Raw genomic sequence first — 20099 nt, 5'->3', positions numbered from 1 at the left:
TGAGACGTGGTGGTCCTGCGCTGGAGTAGCGCGGGCGGCAAGGTGGACACATCGCCTCGCCAACGACGTCCGGCGCCGGAGCATGGGCACACTCCCCATGCCGGGCTTGCGGAACCTTGCGGTTCCGCGGGCTTCCATGTAACCCGAGACCTTGCTAGACTTACAAGTTCACTTTTTGATCCATCCTGCCGGATGGCGCCGTGGTGCGCCGTCGGGCCATCACTCAGTTGGAGAACCGCGTCATGGCGCGTATTGCAGGCGTCAACCTGCCAGCCCAGAAGCACGTCTGGGTCGGGTTGCAAAGCATCTACGGCATCGGCCGTACCCGTTCGAAGAAGGTCTGCGAAGCCGCAGGCGTGACCTCGACCACCAAGATCCGCGACCTGTCCGAGCCGGAAATCGAGCGCCTGCGTCTCGAAGTCGGCAAGTACATCGTCGAAGGCGACCTGCGTCGCGAAATCGGCATCGCCATCAAGCGACTGATGGACCTGGGCTGCTACCGCGGCCTGCGTCACCGTCGTGGCCTGCCCCTGCGCGGTCAGCGCACCCGTACCAACGCCCGCACCCGCAAGGGTCCGCGCAAGGCGATCAAGAAGTAAGGGACCGACATGGCTAAGCCCGCAGCAGCAAAGACCAAGAAGAAGATCAAGCGCGTCGTCACCGACGGCGTCGCCCACGTCCACGCTTCGTTCAACAACACCATCGTGACCATCACCGACCGTCAGGGCAATGCGTTGTCCTGGGCGACCTCCGGTGGCGCCGGTTTCCGCGGTTCGCGCAAGTCCACGCCGTTCGCGGCGCAGGTGGCCGCCGAGAAGGCCGGGCGCGCTGCGCTCGACTACGGCGTGAAGTCGCTGGAAGTGCGCATCAAGGGCCCGGGTCCGGGTCGCGAGTCCGCCGTCCGTTCGTTGAACAACGTCGGATACAAGATCACCAACATCATCGACGTGACGCCGATCCCGCACAACGGGTGCCGTCCGCCGAAAAAGCGTCGCGTCTAAAGGAGCGATAAGAAATGGCTCGTTATATCGGTCCTACCTGTAAGCTCGCGCGCCGCGAAGGCGCCGATCTTTCCCTCAAGAGCCCGGCGCGTGCGCTGGACTCCAAGTGCAAGCTGGAGCAGAAGCCCGGCCAGCACGGCGCGACCGCCCGCAAGGGCAAGCTGTCCGATTACGCCACCCAGCTGCGCGAGAAGCAGAAGGTCAAGCGTATCTACGGTCTGCTGGAGCGTCAGTTCCGCAACTACTACAAGAAGGCCTCGACCAAGAAGGGCAACACCGGCGAGAACCTGCTGCAGCTGCTGGAAACCCGCCTGGACAACGTCGTCTACCGCATGGGCTTCGCCGTCACCCGTCCGGCCGCGCGCCAGCTGGTTTCGCACCGTGGCGTGCTGGTGAACGGCAAGTCGGTGAACCTGGCCTCGTACCAGGTCAAGGCCGGCGACGCGATCGCCCTGTCGGAAAAGGCGCAGAAGCAGCTTCGCGTGCAGGAAGCGCTGACCGTTGCCGAAACGCACGACCTGAACCCGTCGTGGGTCGAGGTCGATTCGAAGAAGTTCAGCGGCATCTTCAAGGCCGTGCCGGACCGTGCGGACCTGCCTGCCGACATCAACGAAGCGCTGATCGTCGAGTTGTATTCGAAGTAATCACATCGGAGAGCCTCCGGTCCACGGAGGCTCGTCAGGAGAACCCGCAACATGACGGTTACCGCCAACCAGGTTCTGCGCCCGCGTGGGCCGCAGATCGAACGCCTTACCGACAACCGCGCCAAGGTCGTGATCGAGCCCTTGGAGCGCGGGTATGGGCATACGCTGGGCAACGCCCTGCGTCGCGTGCTGCTGTCCTCGATTCCCGGCTTCGCGATCACCGAAGTCGAGATCGACGGCGTGCTGCACGAGTACACCACGGTCGAAGGGCTGCAGGAGGACGTGCTGGAAGTCCTGCTGAACCTCAAGGACGTGGCCATCCGCATGCATACCGGTGACAGCGCCACGCTGTCGCTGTCCAAGCAGGGTCCGGGCACGGTCACTGCCGCCGACATCAAGACCGACCACAACGTCGAGATCCTCAACAACGACCACGTGATCTGCCACCTGACCAAGGACACGGCGATCAGCATGCGTCTGAAGATCGAGCGTGGCTTCGGCTATCAGCCGGCCGCCGCGCGCCGCCGTCCGGACGAAGAGACCCGCACCATCGGTCGCCTGGTCCTGGACGCCTCGTTCTCGCCGGTGCGCCGCGTCGCCTACGCGGTCGAATCGGCCCGCGTCGAGCAGCGTACCGACCTGGACAAGCTGGTCCTGGACATCGAAACCAACGGCACGATCGATGCCGAGGAAGCCGTGCGCACCGCCGCCGACATCCTCAGCGACCAGCTGTCGGTGTTCGGCGACTTCACCCATCGCGACCGTGGCGCGGCCAAGCCGGCCAGCAACGGCGTGGATCCGGTGCTGCTGCGTCCGATCGACGATCTGGAACTGACCGTGCGTTCGGCCAACTGTCTGAAGGCCGAGAGCATCTACTACATCGGCGATCTGATCCAGAAGACCGAAGTCGAGCTGCTCAAGACCCCGAACCTGGGCAAGAAGTCGCTCACCGAGATCAAGGAAGTGCTGGCCCAGCGTGGCCTGTCGCTCGGCATGAAGCTGGAGAACTGGCCGCCGGCCGGCGTCGCCCAGCACGGCATGCTCGGCTGAGTTTTGCGCATCCGGCCGGTGCCGCAAGGCATCGGCCGCGTGTCGTTCGCTTCATCCGCATCACCACGTCGACGGGTCGCCAAGCCCGCGGCGTCGCCCGGTCAGGGACGGCCGGCACGGACCATCCGCAGTCCACTTTCAACGCCAGGACGGCGACAGCGATTTCCAACAGTCACACTCTTCCATAGGAATCCCAACCCATGCGTCACCAGAAATCCGGCCGCAAGTTCAGCCGCACCAGCGCCCACCGCGAAGCGATGTTCAAGAACATGGCGGCGTCGCTGATCAAGCACGAGCTGATCAAGACCACCCTGCCGAAGGCCAAGGAACTGCGCCGCGTCGCCGAGCCGCTGATCACCCTGGCCAAGGTCGACAACGTCGCCAACCGCCGCCTGGCGTTCGCCCGCCTGCGCGACAAGGAAGCGGTCGGCACCCTGTTCACCACGCTGGGCCCGCGCTACCAGGCGCGCCCGGGCGGCTACCTGCGCATCCTCAAGTGCGGCTTCCGCGCCGGCGACAACGCGCCGATGGCGTACGTCGAGCTGGTCGATCGCCCGGCCGTGGCCGAGGAAGTGGCCGAGTAATCGGTTCGCATCTGCAGCAGCAAGAAGCCCGGCATGTCCGGGCTTTTTTGTTTTTGGGGATCGCGGAGTCGGGCTTGGGGATGGGGAGAGCGCGGTCGCGGCGCGGGCTGGGGCGGCCGACAGCGCCATGACACATGGTGATGGAGCGCACGATCGCGGATAATGCGTGGATCGTCGATGCGAGTTCGAGTCCGATGAATCCGTTACGTTGGGGTTTCCGCGCGCAGTTCCTGCTCGGCTTTCTGATCTGTGCCGGCCTGCTGGGCTATGCGATCTTCGTGCAGCTGCAGCTGGGCATCGAGCCGTGCCCGCTGTGCATCTTCCAGCGCATCGCGTTCGCCGCGCTGGGCGTGCTGTTCCTGCTCGGTGCCCTGCACGGGCCGCGCAGCGCCGGCGGGCGCAAAATTTATGGCGTCCTGGCCTTCCTGGCCGCGCTCGTGGGCGCCGGCATCTCCACCAAGCATGTCTCGGTGCAGCTGTTCCCGGACCCGATGGCGTCCTGCGGCCCGCCTCTGAGCTTCCTGCGCGAGACCATGGGACCGTTCGAGGTGCTGCGCCGGGTGCTGACCGGCACCGGCGACTGCGGCAACATCGACTGGCGCTTCCTCGGCCTATCGATGCCGATGTGGTGCCTGATCTGCTTCGTGTTGCTGGCGGTGTTCGCGCTGTATGCCGGGTTCAAGAGCCGCAAGCGCACGCTGATCTGACCGTCTTGCCGCTGCGCGTCGGTCGCTTGGTCTGATGGCGACCGTCGGCAACCCGCCGGGCGCTGCTGCGGCCGTCGCGGGCAGCGCTGACGTATGCCGCTGACGCGCACCGACGTTGCCCATCCTGTCCGTCCGGCGCCCCCGGTGTTTGTGCAGTGCCGGGCTGTCGGTCAGCGCGACGCGCTGGCCGGCGCCCGCGCTCCGTCGGCCTGCGGAACCACCTGGGCGAGGAATGCCGCCACCGGCCTGGCCCAGACCGACGGATCGGCCTGCGCGAAGGTCTTGTGGCCATCGTCGCGGAACGGCGGCAGATCGACGAAGGTCACCGGCGGGGTCGAGCCCGCGCGGTAGGCCTCGTACATGCGATGCGCTAGGTCGCGCCGGAAGAAGTGATCGTTCTCGGCGTACAGCCATAGCTGGGGCAGCATATTCGCCGCGCCCAGCGTCTTCTCCGCCTCGACCAGGCGGTCCTCGCCGGCGCAGATGACCTCCTTGCCGTTGCTGCCGCGCCCGCCGGCGAAGCTGATCACGCCACGCACGCCGGATGGCGGCGCATTGGCCAGCGCCACCGCGCCGAGGCCGCCGGCGGACTGGCCGACCACGACGATGCGCCGCGGGTCCACGTCGGGAAGGCGAGCGGCGGCGTCGACGATCGCCGCCTCGGCCGCCGCGATCCTGCGCCCGGCGACGACGAAATCGACGTCGTGGCAGTTGCCTGCGCCTTCCAGGTAGCTTCCGCTGGAACTGCCGTAGCCAGGCCGCAGCGCCAGCACCACCATGTAGCCACGGGCGGCGAACCAGCGCGCGGCGCGGGCGAAACCAAGCCGGGTGTCGGCGAGCTTGCGCTTGTCCGCCGGTGTGCCGTGATGGATGACGATCAGCGGGAACGGGCCGGGGCCTGTCGGTCGATACACGCGCGCGGCGAGATCGTAGTCGACGCCTTGCACGACCACCGGCATTCGGAAGTCGGTGACGCGTTCGGCGTGCGCCGGCGGCGGTGCGGCGAGGGTGAGGATGGCGGCCGCGAGGGCGGCGGCGAACAGATGTCGACGCATGGGTGGCACCTGCCTGGACGGATGCGTGGCAACGCGTCGTGGCGGTCCGGGCGCGGGGATGCCGCTGTGGGGCGCCTCCCTCGGGCGGGGCGACGCCATGGCCACGACGCGGCACATGGTGCCACTGTAGTGCCGGACGGGCCACGGCGTGTCGCCGGACCCGTCACCTGCGGCTGAACGCGAGGCCTGCGGCGTGCCGGGTGGCACGTCGCAGGCCGTCGCCGTGGCTGGCTCAGAAGTCCTGCTGCAGGCTCAGGTAGACGCCGCGGCGCGGCGCCCACTGCGGCGCGAACACACCAATGCCGCCGCCGTCGCGCAACTGGTAGTGGCGGTCGAGCACGTTGAGCACGGCCAGCTGTGCGTGCAGCGGGTGGCTGCTGGCCAGGGCGAAGTCGTGGCCGGCGCTGAGGTTGAGCTGGAAGTACGCCGGCAGCTCGCCGCCATTGGGCACGCCGTCGGCGTCGGTGCGCAGGCCGCTGCCGAACAGGTAGTCGGCGCCGATGCGGCTGTCGTCGGCCAGGGCGTAGTTGATGCCGCCGGAGGAGGTCAGCTTCTGGTCGTGGTCCAGGTGGATCCAGTGGTCGTAGGCGTAGGCCAGCGCGTCCGGGTCGAAGTTGTACAGGCTGGTCATCACCCGCTTGCCCATGGCCTTGCTGTAGGCCGCGTTGAAGTAGGCGTTGATCGGGCCGTTGCTGTAGTCGGCGCTGAACTCGGCGCCGCGGATGCGGCCGTAGCGGTAGTTGAAGGTGGAGTAGACGTAGGCGGCGCCGAACTGGCCTTCGTCCTGCAGGCGGTCGGCCTTGCGGTAGTAGGTGTCCAGGCCCAGGGTCAGGTGGTCGCCGACCATCTGCGAGATGCCCAGATCGTAGTAGTCGCTGCGCTCGCTCAGCGGCTTGGTCGGGCCACCCGCCGCCGACTGCTGGTTGGTGGTGCCGTCGTACAGGGCGATGTCGCTGGTGGAGATCAGCTCGGTGGCCGGCGGGGTGAAGTAGCGCGCATAGCCGGCGTGCAGGGTGGTGCTGTCGCTGGCGTGCCAGACCACGCCCAGGCGCGGGCTGAGTTGGCCCTCGGTGGTGCCGAAGGCCTTGTAGCGGTCGCCGCGCACGCCGTAGTTGATGGTCCAGGCGTCGCTCGGCTGCCATTCGTCCTGCAGGTACACCGCGTAGGTGCTGGCGTGGAAGCGGTTGGCGTCGGGGATGAACAGCGGCACGTCGCTGCTCTGGCTGCCGTCGTCGTTGGCCGGGAACACATAGGCGTTGTTGCTGGCGTTGGCGTGTTCGAAGTTGCCGTACACGCCGTAGCGCAAGGTGTGGGTGCTGCCCCACGGCGTGGAGAAGTCGGCCTGCAGGGTGCTGGCGCGGTTGGCGCGCTGCACCTGCGAGGCGATGCCGTTGAAGATCAGGTCGCCGGCGATGTCCGGGGAGAAGGCGACGCTGCTGTAGCGCTGGCCGGCCGACAGCTGGTAGCTGGTGTCGCCGAGCGCGCCCTGCAGCACCAGGGTGCCGAAGCGCGTGTTCTCGCGCTGGTTCTCGTCGAGCTGCGCCGAATCGAAGGTGCTGGTGCCCTGGTAGGTGAAGGCCGGCGTCTGCCCCGGGTTGTTGGGGATCTGGAAGCGGTTGTTGGCGTAGCCGACCAGCAGGCTGAGCCGGGTGTTCTCGTTCAGCAGATAGCTGAGGTCGGCGAAGCCCTTGCCCTGGTGGGTCTTGTCGTGGATCGGGTTGTCGCTGTCGGTGGGGTTTTCCATGCCGATGCGGTTCTGCAGGTAGTTGCCGCTGGCGAACCAGCTGAAGCGGCCGTCGCTGCCCCACCACGAGGCGTTGGGGTTGAGCGTGCCGTAGGAGCCGCCGGTGATGCCGACGCTGCCGCCGTTGCCCAGTTCCACGCCGTTCTTGGTGGTGATGTCGACCACCGCCGCGGTGCGGTCGCCGAACTGCGCCGGCAGCGCGCCGTCGAGCAGGCGGATGTTCTTGATCGTGCGCGGATCCAGGGTCTGGCCGAAGCCGGAGATGGATTCGGGGATCATCACGCCGTTGATGCGGTACTGCAGGTTGGCGTGGTCGCCGCGCACATGGATGCCGCCATAGGAATCCTGGACTACGCCCGGCGCCTGCAGCAGCACCTGGTTGAGCGGGGTGGAAGCGCCCAGCGGCAGGCGCGCGATGTCCTCGGCGCTGATCGCGTACTGACTGCTGCCGATGTCCGGCGACAGCGCGTTGCGCGCAGCTTCCAGCTTGGCGGTGACGGTGACCGGATCGAGATCGACGGTCGGCTCGGCGGCAGCGGTGCTGTCGGCGGCGGTATCCGCAGCGAGGGCGAGGCCGGGGGCGACCAGGAGGATCAGGGCGATGGCGGAGGAGAGGGGGCGACGTGTCATGGCGAGGTGGACCGAATGGAAAGGAATTGTTACTTAATAACAGTGTGCTTTCGCAAAAACGCCGGCGTAGGCCGGAAGTCATGGTGGCATCGCGATGTTGCTTGCCGTTCATGTCCTGGCGCTGCCAGCGTGACCGGTATGCGGCGCTATGCGGCGCGCCCCGGCTCTGCGAACATCGCACACTGCCAAGGAGTCCTTTCATGAATCTGTCCGCCGCCGCCGTGTCCGCATCCGCCTCTTCGCCCTGGTCACCTGCCAGTTGGCGTGACAGGCCGGCGCTGCAGATGCCGGTGTATCCGGACCCGCAGGCGCTGGAGACCGCGCTGACGGAACTGCGGCAGTTGCCGCCGCTGGTGACCTCCTGGGAGATCTTCGCGCTGAAGAAGCAGCTGGCCGAGGCGCAGGAAGGCAAGCGCTTCCTGCTGCAGGGCGGCGATTGCGCGGAGAACTTCAGCGATTGCGAATCCGGCACCATCTCCAACCGGCTCAAGGTGCTGCTGCAGATGAGCCTGGTGCTGGTGCACGGTCTGCGCCTGCCGGTGGTGCGGGTCGGTCGCTACGCCGGGCAGTACGCCAAGCCGCGCTCGGCCGATACCGAGACCCGCGACGGCGTGACCCTGCCCAGCTACCGCGGCGACGTGGTCAACGGCCCGGAGTTCACCGCGCAGGCGCGGGTGCCGGACCCGCGGCGCATGATCACCGCGCACTCGCGTTCGGCGATGACCATGAACTTCGTGCGCGCGCTGATCGACGGCGGCTTCGCCGACCTGCACCATCCCGAGTACTGGAACCTGAGCTGGGTCGGCTGCTCGCCGCTGGCCGAGGACTACCAGAAGATGGTGGCCTCGATCGGCGATGCGGTGCGCTTCATGGAGACCCTGTCCGGCGCGCAGCTGTACAACCTCAATCGCGTCGATTTCTACACCTCGCACGAGGCCTTGCTGCTGCCCTACGAGGAAGCGCTGACCCGCGAGGTCCCGCGGCAGTGGGGCTGGTTCAACCTCAGCACGCACTATCCGTGGATCGGCATGCGCACCGCGGCGCTGGACGGCGCGCATGTGGAGTACTTTCGCGGCATCCGCAATCCGATCGCGATCAAGGTCGGGCCGTCGGCGCAGCCGGACCAGTTGCTGCGCCTGATCGACGTGCTCAATCCGGAAGACGAGCCGGGCCGGCTGACCTTCATCCACCGCATGGGCGCGGCGCAGATCGCCGAGAAGCTGCCGCCGCTGCTGGACGCGGTGAAGCGCGACGGCCGCCGCGTGCTGTGGGTGTGCGATGCGATGCACGGCAACACCGAAAGCACCAGCAACGGCTACAAGACCCGGCGCTACCAGAACGTCCTGGGCGAGGTGGAGCAGTCGTTCGACATCCACGCCGCGGCCGGCACCCGCCTGGGCGGCGTGCATCTGGAACTGACCGGCGAGGACGTCACCGAGTGCACCGGCGGCGCGCGCGAACTCACCGAGCGCGACCTGGAGCGGGCCTACCGTTCCAGCGTCGACCCGCGCTTGAACTACGAGCAGTCGCTGGAGATCGCGATGGCGATCGTGCGCAAGCAGAACGGACGCAACGTCGCCACGCCGCTGGCGTAGTCGGTTGGTGTAGTCCGCCGCGCGTGCCGCTGCCGCACGTGCGGCGCCTTGTCGTGCCGTGGCCCGAGGGCTGCGGCATCGCTGCGTGCGATGCCTCGCGCCGGCTTCGCGTCGCCAGCGGCATGCGCCGCTTTTCGGAAGCGCTTGCACGCGCGCCTGTATGCCATGCGGCTGCCGTCGCTCGGCGCCGCTGCGCGTGCTCGACATCGCGCTAATCCCTCCACTGCCAGACTGTCGCGACTCCTCCCCCCGACAAAGGAGCGCATCTTGACCCTAGATCTTCATTGGGTGCCCTGGCGTGCCTATACGCTGCCGATCGGCGCCGCACTGATTCTCGGTTTCCTGGCCTGGTGGCTGCTGTTGCGCATCGCCCAGCGCATGCGCGGCCGCGACTACCGGCGTGCGCGCATCGTGCGCGTGATCAGCGTGCCGGTCGCCTTCCTGCTGCCGATGCTGATGCTTAGCTTCGCGCTCGAATCCACGCCGCTGGACGAGAAGGCGCTGACCGACCTGCAGCACCTGCTGCACATCGGCATGATCGGCTGCGTGACCTGGCTGCTGGTGCGCGGCGTGGCGGCGCTGGAAACGGCGATCCTGCGCAGCCATCCGATCGAGGTGGCGGACAACCTCACCGCACGCCGCGTGCAGACCCAGACCCGCGTGCTGGCGCGGGTGGCGATGGGCACGATCATCCTGGTGGGCACCTCGATCGTGCTGCTGACCTTCCCGGCGGTGCGGCAGATCGGCACCACCTTGCTGGCCTCGGCCGGCATCATCGGCCTGGTCGCCGGTATCGCCGCCAAGCCGGTGTTCGGCAATCTGATCGCCGGCCTGCAGATCGCGCTGACCCAGCCGATCCGGCTCGACGACGTGGTCATCGTCGAAGGCGAGTGGGGCCGCATCGAGGAGATCGGCAGTTCCTACGTGGTGGTGCGGATCTGGGACGAGCGGCGCATGGTGGTGCCGCTGACCTGGTTCATCGAGAACCCGTTCCAGAACTGGACGCGCAACAGCGCCGACCTGCTCGGCACCGCGTTCCTGTGGCTGGACTACCGCACGCCGATCGCGCAGGTGCGCGCCGAGCTGGAGCGGATCTGCAAGAGCGAGCCGCTATGGGACGGGCGGGTCTGCGTGACCCAGGTGACCGACACCAGCGAGCGCACGATCCAGGTGCGCCTGCTGGTCAGTGCGCGCAACTCCGGCGATGCCTTCGACCTGCGTTGCATCGTGCGCGAACGCATGCTGGATTTCCTGGTGCGCGAGCATGCCTACGCGTTGCCGCTGCTGCGCGCGGAAGTGGCGCCGGAGCCGGTGCGGCTATCGCACCCACCGGTGCGCGCCAGCGATTCGGAGGCGATGCGTTCGCCCGGTGCCGAGGATGGGGCGCCGGCAGTGAATGCGACAGCGGGCGAGGCGCGCGCGTCTCGCTGATCGCTGAGCGGTCTTGCCGCATGGTCATACTGCGTGGGACGGATTCTCTGCGCGACCGCCAGCGGTGCCCGCCGAATGCCAGGAACACCAATGCGCCCACCGGTGACTGGCAGGCGCAGATCGCTTGAAGAAAGCCGGCACCGCCGCGGCGCGGGGTGCGGCTAGGCCGCAGGAGGATGTCGGCGCCGCCGCACCAAATCGCGGGCGAGGATGCCGACCACGGCGAGATTGATCGCCAGCACCGCCCACGACGCCCAGCCGGGGTGGCGCACGATCGCGTAGACGTCGAACGGCAGGTAGATCGCCGCGGAGATGCAGCCCAGCAGCGAGGCCCAGGCCTTGGCGCGCCACAGGCCCCAGGCCTCGATGATGTGCAGCACGCCGTAGGCGAGCATGCCGGCGGCGGCCAGGTGCACCGCGCCGGGGTTGATCATGGTCAGCAGCGAGGGCAGGGCGCCGTGGTCCGGGTCCAGGCTGAAACGCACGATCAGCTTGTCCACCCCCGCGCGCAGCGGGGCCGGACCCATCAGTTCCAGCCCCGTGGCCGCCAGCACCGCGAGCAGGCCCTTGCCGGCCTCCAGCAGTGCGATCAGGTGCAGACCCGGATGCGCGTGCGGATCCGGGTTGTACGCCTTGTCGGCGGCCATGGGCGTGCGCTATCCCTTAGCCCGCGCGACCGGCGCGCTTGCGCTCGTTTTCGGTCAGGTGCTTCTTGCGCAAGCGGATCTCCTTCGGGGTGACTTCGACCAGTTCGTCATCCTCGATGAAGTCCAGCGCCTGCTCCAGCGTGTACTTGATCGCCGGAGTCAGCTTGATCGCATCGTCCTTGCCCGAGGCGCGCATGTTGGTCAGCGGCTTGGTCTTGATCGCGTTGACGGTCAGGTCGTTGTCCTTGGAGTGGATGCCGACCAGCTGCCCTTCATACACGTTGTCGCCTTCGGCGGCAAACAGGCGGCCGCGCTCTTCCAGCGGGCCCAGCGCGTAGGCGGGGGTGGCGCCCGGCGCATTGGCGATCATCACGCCGTTCTGGCGCTTGGCGATGGCGCCCTGTTCCTTCGGGCCGTAGTGGTCGAACACGTGGAACAGCAGGCCCGAACCCTGGGTCAGGGTGCGGAACTCGTTCTGGAAGCCGATCAGGCCACGCGCCGGGATCATGTAGTCCAGGCGCACGCGGCCCTTGCCGTCCGGCTCCATGTTCTTCAGCTGGCCCTTGCGGATGCCCAGCTTCTCCATCACGCCGCCCTGGTGCTGCTCCTCGATGTCCACCACCAGCTGCTCGACCGGCTCCATCAACTGCCCGTCGATCTCCTTGATGATCACTTCCGGGCGCGACACGGCCAGTTCGAAGCCCTCGCGGCGCATGTTCTCGATCAGCACCGACAGGTGCAGTTCGCCGCGGCCGGAGACCAGGAACTTGTCGGCGTCTTCCAGCTGCTGCACCTTCAGCGCCACGTTGTGCACGGTCTCGCGCTCCAGCCGGTCCTTGAGCTGGCGGCTGGTCAGGAACTTGCCGCCGGACAGGTCCTTGTTGCCGGCGAACGGCGAGTTGTTGACCTGGAAGGTCATCGAGATGGTCGGCTCGTCCACGGTCAGCGGCGGCAGCGCCTCGGGGGCTTCCAGCGCGCACACGGTGTCGGAGATGGTCAGTTCCTGGATGCCGGAGATGGCGACGATGTCGCCGGCCTGTGCGCTGTCCTGCTCGATGCGCTCCAGGCCCAGGAAGCCCAGCACCTGCAGCACCTTGCCCTGGCGCTTCTTGCCTTCGCGGTCGATCACCGCCACCGGCATGTTCTTCTTCAGCACGCCGCGCTGGATGCGGCCGATGCCGATCACGCCGACGAAGTTGTTGTAGTCCAGCTGGCTGATGCGCATCTGGAACGGGCCGTCCGGATCCACGTCCGGCTTCGGCGCGTGCTGCATGATCGCTTCGTACAGCGGGGTCATGTCGCCGTCGCGCACGCTGTCGTCCAGCGAGGCGTAGCCGTTCAGCGCCGAGGTGTAGACGATCGGGAAGTCGAGCTGCTCGTTGGTGGCGCCGAGCTTGTCGAACAGGTCGAACACCTGGTCGATCACCCAGTCCGGGCGCGCGCCGGGGCGGTCGATCTTGTTGACCACCACGATCGGCTTGAAGCCCATCGCGAACGCCTTCTGGGTCACGAAGCGGGTCTGCGGCATCGGGCCGTCCATCGCGTCGACCAGGATCAGCACGGTGTCCACCATCGACAGCACGCGCTCCACCTCGCCGCCGAAGTCGGCGTGTCCGGGGGTGTCGACGATGTTGATGCGGTTGCCCTGCCAGGTGATGGCGGTGTTCTTGGCCAGGATGGTGATGCCGCGTTCCTTTTCCTGGTCGTTGCTGTCCATCACGCGCTCGGCCAGCACCGTGCGCTCGGACAGGGTGCCGGACTGCTTCAGCAGGCAGTCGACGAGGGTGGTCTTGCCGTGGTCGACGTGGGCGACGATGGCGATATTGCGAAGATTTTCGATGGACATGCGAAAGGGGGCCAGCCGGCGCCAGAAGGAAGGAAAGGAAGCCACCTAGTATACCCGGATCCCGTGACGCCTGCCGGCGGCCGGCGGCGGTGGGCCGGGCGGGGACATTCAGGCGCCGGCGGCGGGCGCGGGCAAAGCCTGAACGAGGCGACGTGTATCCTATGCGCCCCTCATGACGCCCCCGTTTCCAAGGAATCCCATGTCCCTGATCGCCCATTTCGACACCGCCCGCGGCCCGATCAAGATCGAGCTGTATCCCGACAACGCCCCGCTGACCGTGGCCAACTTCGTGAACCTGGCCAAGCGCGGCTTCTACGACGGGCTGAACTTCCACCGCGTGATCGCCGACTTCATGATCCAGGGCGGTTGCCCGGAAGGCTCCGGCCGCGGCGGCCCGGGCTACCGCTTCGAGGACGAGACCAACAACGGCGTGCGCCACGAGCGCGGCGTGCTGTCCATGGCCAACGCCGGCCCCAGCACCAACGGCAGCCAGTTCTTCATCACCCACACCGCCACCCCGTGGCTGGACGGCAAGCACACCGTGTTCGGCAAGGTGCTCGAGGGCCTGGACGTGGTCGACAGCGTCGCCCAGGGCGACGTGATCAACAAGATCACCATCGAAGGCGACGCCGACGCGGTGCTGGCGGCCAAGGCCGACCGCGTCGCCGAGTGGAACCGCACCCTCGACGCCTGATCCGGCGCTGTCCGCGCGACCGGTCCTGCGGCCGGGCGCGCGGAACCTGCGTGCTACCATTTTCCCGATTGATTGCCGCACCCGACCGCCGATGACGATGCGCCCCCTTGTGTTGTGCCTGCTGCTGCTCGTGATCGGCGGCGGCGTGCACGCGTGGTGGCGCAGTGCGGCCTCGACACCGTCGGCCGCACTGGCCGCCGGCGACCCGCGGTTGCTGACCGGCGAGGCCGGCATCGTCATGCTCGCTGCCGACTGGTGCGGCTACTGCCGCCGGCAACAGGCCGATTTCGCCCGCGCCCAGGTCCGCTACACGGTCCTGGACGTGGAACAGGAGGCCGGCCGCCAGGCCGCCGCCGCGCTGGGCCTGGAAGGCGTGCCAATCACCGTGATCGGCCAGCACGTGGTCGAAGGCTACGACACCGCCGCCCTGGACCTGCACCTGCAGCCGCTGGGCTATCGCGTCTACTGATCCACCCCACCCACTTTCTTAGCAGAGGAATCCCCCATGAAAGCACCCGTTCGTGTTGCCGTGACCGGCGCCGCCGGCCAGATCGGTTATGCCCTGCTGTTCCGCATCGCCTCCGGCGAAATGCTGGGCAAGGACCAGCCGGTGATCCTGCAGTTGCTGGAACTGCCGATGGAGAAGGCCCAGGCCGCGCTGAAGGGCGTGATGATGGAGCTGGAAGACTGCGCGTTCCCGCTGCTGGCCGGCATGGTCGGTACCGACGACGCCGAAGTCGCGTTCAAGGACGCCGACATCGCCCTGCTGGTCGGCGCGCGTCCGCGCGGCCCGGGCATGGAGCGCAAGGACCTGCTGCTGGAGAACGCCAAGATCTTCACCGCGCAGGGCGCGGCGCTGAACAAGGTGGCCAAGCGCGACGTCAAGGTGCTGGTGGTTGGCAACCCGGCCAACACCAACGCCTACATCGCCATGAAGTCGGCGCCGGACCTGAACCCGAAGAACTTCACCGCCATGCTGCGCCTGGACCACAACCGTGCGCTGAGCCAGCTCTCGCTGAAGCTCGGCAAGCCGGTCGGCGGCATCGAGAAGCTGGTGGTGTGGGGCAACCACAGCCCGACCATGTACCCGGACTACCGCTTCGCCACCGCCGACGGCGCCTCCATCGCCGATGCGATCAACGACCAGGAATGGAATGCCGGCACCTTCATCCCGACCGTGGGCAAGCGCGGCGCGGCCATCATCGAAGCGCGCGGCCTGTCCTCGGCCGCCTCGGCCGCCAACGCCGCCATCGACCACGTGCGCGACTGGGTGCTGGGCAGCAACGGCAAGTGGGTGACGATGGGCGTGCCGTCCGACGGCTCCTACGGCATCCCGGAAGGCGTGATCTTCGGTTTCCCGGTCACCACCGAGAACGGCAGCTACACCATCGTCAAGGATCTGCCGATCGACGACTTCAGCCAGAAGTACGTCGACAAGACCCTGGCCGAGCTGGAAGAAGAGCGCAGCGGCGTGGCCCACCTGCTGGGCTGATCGCCAACGCGATCGCGTCGTCACGGAACGCCGGGCACCGCCCGGCGTTTCGCGTTGTGGGAGCCCGACATGATGAATCTGATCCACTGGCGGCTGTACGTCGCCGTCGTCGAGTGCGGCAGCATCAGCGCCGCCGCCGCGCGCTGCGGCATCACCCAGTCCGGCGCCAGCCAGGCCATCGCGCAGATGGAGCACGTGCTCGGCGCGGCGCTGCTGCTGCGCGAGCGCGGGCGGGTCCGGCCGACCCCGTTCGGCGTGCGGGCGCTGGCGCATGCACGGACGATGCTGGCCGAGCTGGGGCAGATCCAGGCCCTGGCCAGGGCGCAGCGTGCGGCGGCGGCGGCCTCGCTGCGGGTCGCCGGCTTCGCCTCGTCGCGGCCGTGGCTGGCGCCGCGCCTGCGCGCGTTCGAGCGGGCGCATCCGGACACGGGCGTGGTCTGGCTGGAAGGCGGCGACGAGGAGGTCGAGGCCTGGCTGGCCGCCGGGACGGTCGACCTGGGCGTGGTGCTGGATCCGGCGCCGGAGCGCGACGCCATGGTGTTCGGCATGGACGAGTGGCTGGCGGTGCTGCCGCCGGCGCTGGCGCGTCCGCGGGCGCGCGACATCGCCCTGGCGGAACTGCTGGCGCTGCCGTTCGTGCTGGCCACCGGCGGTTGCTGGCTGCATGCGCAACGCCTGGCCGAACGCGCCGGGCTGGCCATCGCCGACCTGCGCCTGCAGGTGCGCGACTGGTCCAGCGCCTGGGCGCTGGTGCGCGACGGCGCGGGCGCCAGCCTGCTGCCGGCGTCGGTGCTGCCGGCCGAGCGCGACGGCGTGCAGGTGCTGCCCTTGCAGCCGCGGCTGCAGCGCCGCTTCGCCCTGGTCGCTGCTGCACACGCGGCGCCGGCTGCGCTGCAACTGCGCCGGTTCCTGGACGAGGCCATTAGCGGCGCTACTGACCCGTCCTGACATTCTTGTTTCTCCGCAGGCCGCCGTGCCGCGCACACTGCGCGCGCCGACTGTCCGGCGCCTCTGCGAGACCGTTCCGATGCTCCTCTATGCCGCTCCTGGCGCCTGTTCCCTGGCGCCGCACATCGTGCTGCGCGAACTGCAGCTGCCGTTCCGGCTGGTGCGCGTGGACAACCGCAGCAAGCGCACCGCCGATGGCGAGGACTTCCGCGCGATCAATCCCAAGGGCTACGTGGCCGCGCTGCAACTGGAGGACGGCCAGGTGCTGACCGAGGGGCCGGCGATCCTGCTGTACCTGGCCGACCGCTGCCCACAGGCGGCGCTGGCGCCACCGGCGGACGCAGACACTTTGCCGCGCTACCGCCTGTACGAGTGGCTGGCCTTCATCAACAGCGAACTGCATGCCGGCAGCGTGCCGCTGTTCGATGCCGGGCTGGCGCCGGAGCGGCGCGCCGCGGTCGCCGCCCGCCTGCTGCAGCGCTATGCCCATGCCGAGGCGGCGCTGCGCACGCAGCCGTACCTGCTCGGCGAGCGCTTCGGTGTGGCCGATGCCTATCTGTTCACCGTGCTCGGCTGGCTGCCGCGGTTCGGCCTGTCGCTGGACGCGCATCCGGCGTTGGCGGCGTACGCGGCGCGCATCGCGCAGCGTCCCAGCGTGGCCGCGGCGCTGGCCGCCGAGCAGGCGCTGCAACCGGCCTGAGCGCGGCACGCGGGCGGTGCCTGGCATGACCTTCGGCGCTCGGCCGCGGCGCGGCGGCCGTGCTAGGTTGCCCGGGCCATTCGAAAGGGGATTTCGACCATGCTCATGCCGTTCCGCTGGATCGGCGCCCTGGCGCTCGCCAGTGCGTTGCCTGTCGCCGCCCACGCCGCCACCGCCGACAGCGGTTACCGGCAACCGCCCGAGCCGCTGCTGGGCGTGATGCGCGCCCCGCTCAATCCGACGCCGCGGCTGGACCCGACCGGGCGCACCCTGTTGCTGGTGGAGCGCCAGGCCTACCCGCCGATCGCGCGCGTCGCCGAGCCGTACCTGAAGCTGGCCGGGGTGCGCGTGGAACCGCGCACCCACGCCCGCCACGACATGTCCAACGGCTACGGCATCCGTGCCTGCCTGGACGGCTTCAGCCTGGTCGACGTGGCCAGCGGCAAGCAGACCGCGGTGCCCCTGCCGGCCGGCGCCTGCCCGGCGCAGCCGGTGTGGTCGCCGGACGGGCGTCGCTTCGCCTTCAACAACACCGCGGCCGACCGCGTCGAACTGTGGCTGGGCGACGTCGCCACCGGCGCGGTGCATCGCATCGACGGCGTGCAGCTCAACCCGGTACTGGGCGGCGAGATCCAGTGGCTGGGCGGCAGCGACACCCTGCTGGTGCGCGCGGTGCCGCAGGACCTCGGCCCGGCGCCGGTGAAGGCGGCGGTGCCGCCGGGGCCGGAGGTCAAGGAAGCGATCCGCGGCAAGGGCGAGAGCAGCACCTACGAGGCCCGCGACACCCTGTCCAGTCCCGAGGACGAGGCCCAGTTCACCTACTACGCCACGGCGCAGCTGGTCACTGTGGATGCCGCCAGCGGCAAGCTGCGCACGGTCGGCAAGCCGGCGGTGTACTCGGTGGTCGACGGTGCGCCGGACGGCCGCCACGTGCGCGTGGAGCGCCTGCAGCGCCCGTACTCCTACGTCACCACCTACGGCCGCTTCGCCCACGACGTGGCGGTGCTTGACCTGGCCGACGGCAGCGAGCGGGTGCTGGCGAACCTGCCGGTGGCCGATCGCGTGCCGGTACACGGCGTGCCCACCGGGCCGCGCGCCTACGGCTGGCGCGCCAACCAGCCGGCCACCCTGGTCTGGGCCGAGGCGCTGGACGGCGGCGACTGGAAGACCAATGTGCCGGCGCGCGACAAGCTGCTGACCCTGTCGGCACCGTTCACCGGCAAGCCGCGCGAACTGGCCAAGGTGACCCAGCGCTACGCCGGCCTGAGCTGGTTCGCGCAGGGCGGGCAGGCGCTGCTGGACGAGTACGACGAGAACCGCCACTGGCGCCGCACCACGCTGCTGGACGCGGACCGCCCCGGCAGCGCCGGGCGGGTGCTGTTCGACCTGTCCACCGACGACCTCTACGCCGATCCCGGCACGCCCGAGCTGCGTCGCCTGGCCAACGGCGAATACGTGCTGCGCGAGGACAACGGCGCACTGTTCCTGAGCGGGCAGGGCGCCACCCCGGCCGGCGACCGGCCGTTCCTGGACCGCTATGATCTGGCGAGCGGCAAGACCCAGCGTCTGTTCCGCAGCGGCGCCGACGTCGATGAGGCCTTCGCCGGGTTCGCTGGCGAGGACACCACCCGCCTGCTGACCTGGCGGCAGTCGCCGAGCGACCCGCCGAACGTCTACCTGCGCACGCTGGGCCAGCCGCAGCCGGCTGCGGCAGCTGGCGAGGCGGTGGTCGCCTCCACCCTGGCGCCGGTGACTCGCTTCCCCGATCCGACACCGGTGGTGCGGCAGATCAAGAAGCGGCTGGTGACCTACAAGCGCAAGGACGGCGTGGAACTGTCCTTCACCCTGTACACGCCACCCGGCTACAAGGAAGGCACGCGGGTGCCGGCGATCCTCTACGCCTATCCGCTGGACTACGCCGATGCCTCCAAGGCCGGCCAGGTCAGTGGCGCCAACGACCGCGACTTCACCCGCCTGCATTCCTACCAGCTGTTGCTGCTGGCCGGCTACGCGATCATCGACGATGCCGCGTTCCCGATCGTCGGCGATCCCAAGACCGCCTACGACACTTACCTGCAGCAGCTGGTGGAGAACGCGCAGGCGGCGGTGGACAAGGCGGTGGCGCTGGGTGTGGTCGACCGCGACCGCATCGGCGTCACCGGCCACAGCCACGGCGCGCTGATGGCGGCCAACCTGCTGGCGCACACCGACCTGTTCCGCGCCGGCGTGGCCACCAGCGGCAGCTACAACAAGACCCTGACCCCGTTCGGCTTCCAGAACGAGCGGCGCTCGTTCTGGGCCGCACCGGAGGTGTACGCGCAGGCCTCGGCGTTCTTCCACGCCGACAAGATCAACGAACCACTGCTGCTGGTGCACGGCATGGACGATGCCAACCCCGGCACCGAGACCACCCAGGCCCCGCGCATGTTCCAGGCCATCCGCGGCCTCGGCGGCACCGCGCGGCTGGTGCTGCTGCCGTTCGAACCGCACTGGTACACCGCACGCGAATCCAACGAGGACGTGGTGGCGGAAATGCTGGAGTGGTTCGACCGCTACGTGAAGCAGGCGCCGCCGCGTGCGGCGTCGGCGTCACCGACCGCGGCGGCGCAAAAGCATTAGCAGGCGTAAGCAAAATGATCGACTTTGGCGCTCAGCTAGTCCTCTCGGGAGCTCTTAGCTTGGCGTTGAGTGGCGCCCTATTCTGGCTTTTGCGTTCATGGATATCAGAACGTTTGAAGAGCGCGATAAAGCACGAATACGACGAAAAGCTTGAGTCTCACAAAGCGCAGCTGCAGGCCCAGGCAGCTGTAGAGACCGAGCGACTCCGCTCTCAGCTAAGCATTCAAGCTACGGAGCACGCTGTCCGATTCCAAAGACTGCATGAGAAGAGGGCAGAAGTGGTAGAGCAGCTTTATTCTTTGCTGACAGAAGCCTACCGAAAGGCATCAACCTTTGCGTCGCCGGTTGAGTTGAATGGTGGGCCAGGGAAAGATGAGCAGTACATTGAGGCTCATAATAGTTTGTTCGATTTTTTCCAGTACTTTGATAGAAATAGAATCTACTTGCCAACATCAGAGTTGTGTGACTCAATTGATCAATTGGTTGAGGGTATTCGGCGGCAAATTGCTAGCTTCGGCATGTACACGCAGCACAAGGATGTGGGGCTGAATTCAAAGGCTCTCGAAAGAAAGTACGATGCCTGGATGAGGGCTTGGGAATTTATGGAAAAAGAGGTTCCTCTCGCTAAAGCTAAGCTTGAGGATGAGTTTAGGTTTATTTTGGGCGGATGATGATTATTGCAAATCCTTCAGGGCCAATGCTCCTTCGCGGC

General features: G+C 68.0%; 19 protein-coding genes. 15 read left to right on the top strand and 4 right to left on the bottom strand.

The features are described 5' to 3' along the window. Positions 1-242: 242 nt before the first annotated feature. From rpsM to CEK69_RS19205, 6 genes are all read left to right on the top strand, one after another. Complete coding sequence (gene rpsM / locus CEK69_RS19230) at positions 243-599, top strand: 30S ribosomal protein S13 (RefSeq protein WP_010340453.1); 357 nt, start codon at positions 243-245, stop codon at positions 597-599. A 9-nt stretch (positions 600-608) separates the two neighbouring features. Continuing rightward, complete coding sequence (rpsK, locus tag CEK69_RS19225) at positions 609-1001, top strand: 30S ribosomal protein S11 (RefSeq protein WP_003470632.1); 393 nt, start codon at positions 609-611, stop codon at positions 999-1001. Positions 1002-1015: 14 nt separating this feature from the next. Continuing rightward, positions 1016-1645, top strand: coding sequence for a 30S ribosomal protein S4 (rpsD, locus tag CEK69_RS19220; RefSeq protein WP_010340454.1), 630 nt, complete (start codon positions 1016-1018; stop codon positions 1643-1645). 51 nt (positions 1646-1696) lie between these two features. Further along, complete coding sequence (rpoA, locus tag CEK69_RS19215) at positions 1697-2695, top strand: DNA-directed RNA polymerase subunit alpha (protein ID WP_152247419.1); 999 nt, start codon at positions 1697-1699, stop codon at positions 2693-2695. A gap of 200 nt (positions 2696-2895) precedes the next feature. Beyond that, a complete protein-coding gene (gene rplQ, locus CEK69_RS19210; protein ID WP_010340456.1) occupies positions 2896-3279 on the top strand; it encodes a 50S ribosomal protein L17 in 384 nt (127 codons plus the stop codon). Between the two features lie 194 nt (positions 3280-3473). Then, positions 3474-3986 carry a disulfide bond formation protein B gene (locus tag CEK69_RS19205; RefSeq protein WP_043095224.1) on the top strand — a complete coding sequence of 171 codons (513 nt, stop codon included), beginning with the start codon at positions 3474-3476 and terminating at the stop codon, positions 3984-3986. A 170-nt stretch (positions 3987-4156) separates the two neighbouring features. Here the strand turns inward: CEK69_RS19205 and CEK69_RS19200 are convergent, their stop codons facing one another. Together CEK69_RS19200 and CEK69_RS19195 are read right to left on the bottom strand one after the other, a co-directional pair. Continuing rightward, positions 4157-5041, bottom strand: a complete 885-nt coding sequence (locus CEK69_RS19200) for a CocE/NonD family hydrolase (protein WP_017913012.1) — start codon at positions 5039-5041, stop codon at positions 4157-4159. 232 nt (positions 5042-5273) lie between these two features. Next, complete coding sequence (locus CEK69_RS19195; RefSeq protein ID WP_152247417.1) at positions 5274-7415, bottom strand: TonB-dependent receptor; 2142 nt, start codon at positions 7413-7415, stop codon at positions 5274-5276. A 200-nt stretch (positions 7416-7615) separates the two neighbouring features. On the opposite strand from CEK69_RS19195, the gene CEK69_RS19190 reads away from it, so the two are divergent. Then, a complete protein-coding gene (locus CEK69_RS19190; protein WP_152247415.1) occupies positions 7616-9010 on the top strand; it encodes a 3-deoxy-7-phosphoheptulonate synthase class II in 1395 nt (464 codons plus the stop codon). Positions 9011-9277: 267 nt separating this feature from the next. Further along, entirely contained in the window at positions 9278-10441 is a 1164-nt protein-coding gene (locus CEK69_RS19185; protein WP_026143871.1) for a mechanosensitive ion channel domain-containing protein, read from the top strand. A gap of 161 nt (positions 10442-10602) precedes the next feature. On the opposite strand, the gene CEK69_RS19180 is transcribed toward CEK69_RS19185, so the two are convergent. Together CEK69_RS19180 and typA are read right to left on the bottom strand one after the other, a co-directional pair. Further along, the gene (locus tag CEK69_RS19180) at positions 10603-11088 is read right to left on the bottom strand and encodes a DUF2127 domain-containing protein (protein ID WP_017913015.1); all 486 of its coding nucleotides are present in this window, start codon (positions 11086-11088) and stop codon (positions 10603-10605) included. A gap of 16 nt (positions 11089-11104) precedes the next feature. Beyond that, complete coding sequence (gene typA / locus CEK69_RS19175; RefSeq protein ID WP_010340464.1) at positions 11105-12934, bottom strand: translational GTPase TypA; 1830 nt, start codon at positions 12932-12934, stop codon at positions 11105-11107. 199 nt (positions 12935-13133) lie between these two features. Between typA and CEK69_RS19170 the strand changes: the two genes are divergently transcribed. The 7 genes from CEK69_RS19170 to CEK69_RS19140 all read left to right on the top strand — a co-directional run bounded on the left by CEK69_RS19170 (position 13134) and on the right by CEK69_RS19140 (position 20058). Continuing rightward, on the top strand, positions 13134-13628 hold the full coding sequence (locus CEK69_RS19170; protein ID WP_152247413.1) for a peptidylprolyl isomerase: 495 nt from the start codon (positions 13134-13136) through the stop codon (positions 13626-13628). 91 nt (positions 13629-13719) lie between these two features. Beyond that, positions 13720-14097 (top strand): glutaredoxin family protein, encoded by a 378-nt coding sequence (locus tag CEK69_RS19165; RefSeq protein ID WP_152247411.1) that lies wholly within the window; start codon positions 13720-13722, stop codon positions 14095-14097. 36 nt (positions 14098-14133) lie between these two features. Beyond that, entirely contained in the window at positions 14134-15120 is a 987-nt protein-coding gene (locus CEK69_RS19160) for a malate dehydrogenase (protein WP_152247409.1), read from the top strand. Positions 15121-15189: 69 nt separating this feature from the next. Continuing rightward, positions 15190-16068 carry a LysR family transcriptional regulator gene (locus CEK69_RS19155; protein WP_152247407.1) on the top strand — a complete coding sequence of 293 codons (879 nt, stop codon included), beginning with the start codon at positions 15190-15192 and terminating at the stop codon, positions 16066-16068. 79 nt (positions 16069-16147) lie between these two features. Then, a complete protein-coding gene (gene gstA, locus CEK69_RS19150) occupies positions 16148-16768 on the top strand; it encodes a glutathione transferase GstA (RefSeq protein ID WP_152247405.1) in 621 nt (206 codons plus the stop codon). A 99-nt stretch (positions 16769-16867) separates the two neighbouring features. Then, positions 16868-19387: a prolyl oligopeptidase family serine peptidase gene (locus CEK69_RS19145; protein ID WP_152247403.1), complete on the top strand. Its 2520-nt coding sequence runs from the start codon at positions 16868-16870 to the stop codon at positions 19385-19387. Positions 19388-19401: 14 nt separating this feature from the next. Continuing rightward, entirely contained in the window at positions 19402-20058 is a 657-nt protein-coding gene (locus tag CEK69_RS19140) for a hypothetical protein (RefSeq protein WP_193314044.1), read from the top strand. The last annotated feature ends 41 nt before the right edge of the window (positions 20059-20099 follow it).

The sequence above is a fragment of the Xanthomonas sp. LMG 12462 genome, from assembly GCF_009192885.1.
Taxonomy (GTDB): Bacteria; Pseudomonadota; Gammaproteobacteria; order Xanthomonadales; family Xanthomonadaceae; genus Xanthomonas_A; species Xanthomonas_A sontii.
The sequence above is the reverse complement of the archived record's forward strand: the minus strand, read 5'-3'. Positions and strand labels throughout refer to the sequence as shown.

Excerpts from the sequence above, each read along its gene's own strand:
- rplQ (WP_010340456.1), top strand. The coding sequence starts at position 2,896 with ATGCGTCACCAGAAATCCGGCCGCAAGTTCAGCCGCACCAGCGCCCAC.
- typA (WP_010340464.1), bottom strand. The coding sequence starts at position 12,934 with ATGTCCATCGAAAATCTTCGCAATATCGCCATCGTCGCCCACGTCGAC.
- CEK69_RS19200 (WP_017913012.1), bottom strand. The coding sequence starts at position 5,041 with ATGCGTCGACATCTGTTCGCCGCCGCCCTCGCGGCCGCCATCCTCACC.
- gstA (WP_152247405.1), top strand. The coding sequence starts at position 16,148 with ATGCTCCTCTATGCCGCTCCTGGCGCCTGTTCCCTGGCGCCGCACATC.
- rpsM (WP_010340453.1), top strand. The coding sequence starts at position 243 with ATGGCGCGTATTGCAGGCGTCAACCTGCCAGCCCAGAAGCACGTCTGG.
- rpsD (WP_010340454.1), top strand. The coding sequence starts at position 1,016 with ATGGCTCGTTATATCGGTCCTACCTGTAAGCTCGCGCGCCGCGAAGGC.
- CEK69_RS19145 (WP_152247403.1), top strand. The coding sequence starts at position 16,868 with ATGCTCATGCCGTTCCGCTGGATCGGCGCCCTGGCGCTCGCCAGTGCG.
- CEK69_RS19160 (WP_152247409.1), top strand. The coding sequence starts at position 14,134 with ATGAAAGCACCCGTTCGTGTTGCCGTGACCGGCGCCGCCGGCCAGATC.
- rpoA (WP_152247419.1), top strand. The coding sequence starts at position 1,697 with ATGACGGTTACCGCCAACCAGGTTCTGCGCCCGCGTGGGCCGCAGATC.
- CEK69_RS19190 (WP_152247415.1), top strand. The coding sequence starts at position 7,616 with ATGAATCTGTCCGCCGCCGCCGTGTCCGCATCCGCCTCTTCGCCCTGG.
- CEK69_RS19170 (WP_152247413.1), top strand. The coding sequence starts at position 13,134 with ATGTCCCTGATCGCCCATTTCGACACCGCCCGCGGCCCGATCAAGATC.
- CEK69_RS19205 (WP_043095224.1), top strand. The coding sequence starts at position 3,474 with ATGAATCCGTTACGTTGGGGTTTCCGCGCGCAGTTCCTGCTCGGCTTT.
- CEK69_RS19195 (WP_152247417.1), bottom strand. The coding sequence starts at position 7,415 with ATGACACGTCGCCCCCTCTCCTCCGCCATCGCCCTGATCCTCCTGGTC.
- CEK69_RS19165 (WP_152247411.1), top strand. The coding sequence starts at position 13,720 with ATGACGATGCGCCCCCTTGTGTTGTGCCTGCTGCTGCTCGTGATCGGC.
- rpsK (WP_003470632.1), top strand. The coding sequence starts at position 609 with ATGGCTAAGCCCGCAGCAGCAAAGACCAAGAAGAAGATCAAGCGCGTC.
- CEK69_RS19155 (WP_152247407.1), top strand. The coding sequence starts at position 15,190 with ATGATGAATCTGATCCACTGGCGGCTGTACGTCGCCGTCGTCGAGTGC.
- CEK69_RS19140 (WP_193314044.1), top strand. The coding sequence starts at position 19,402 with ATGATCGACTTTGGCGCTCAGCTAGTCCTCTCGGGAGCTCTTAGCTTG.
- CEK69_RS19180 (WP_017913015.1), bottom strand. The coding sequence starts at position 11,088 with ATGGCCGCCGACAAGGCGTACAACCCGGATCCGCACGCGCATCCGGGT.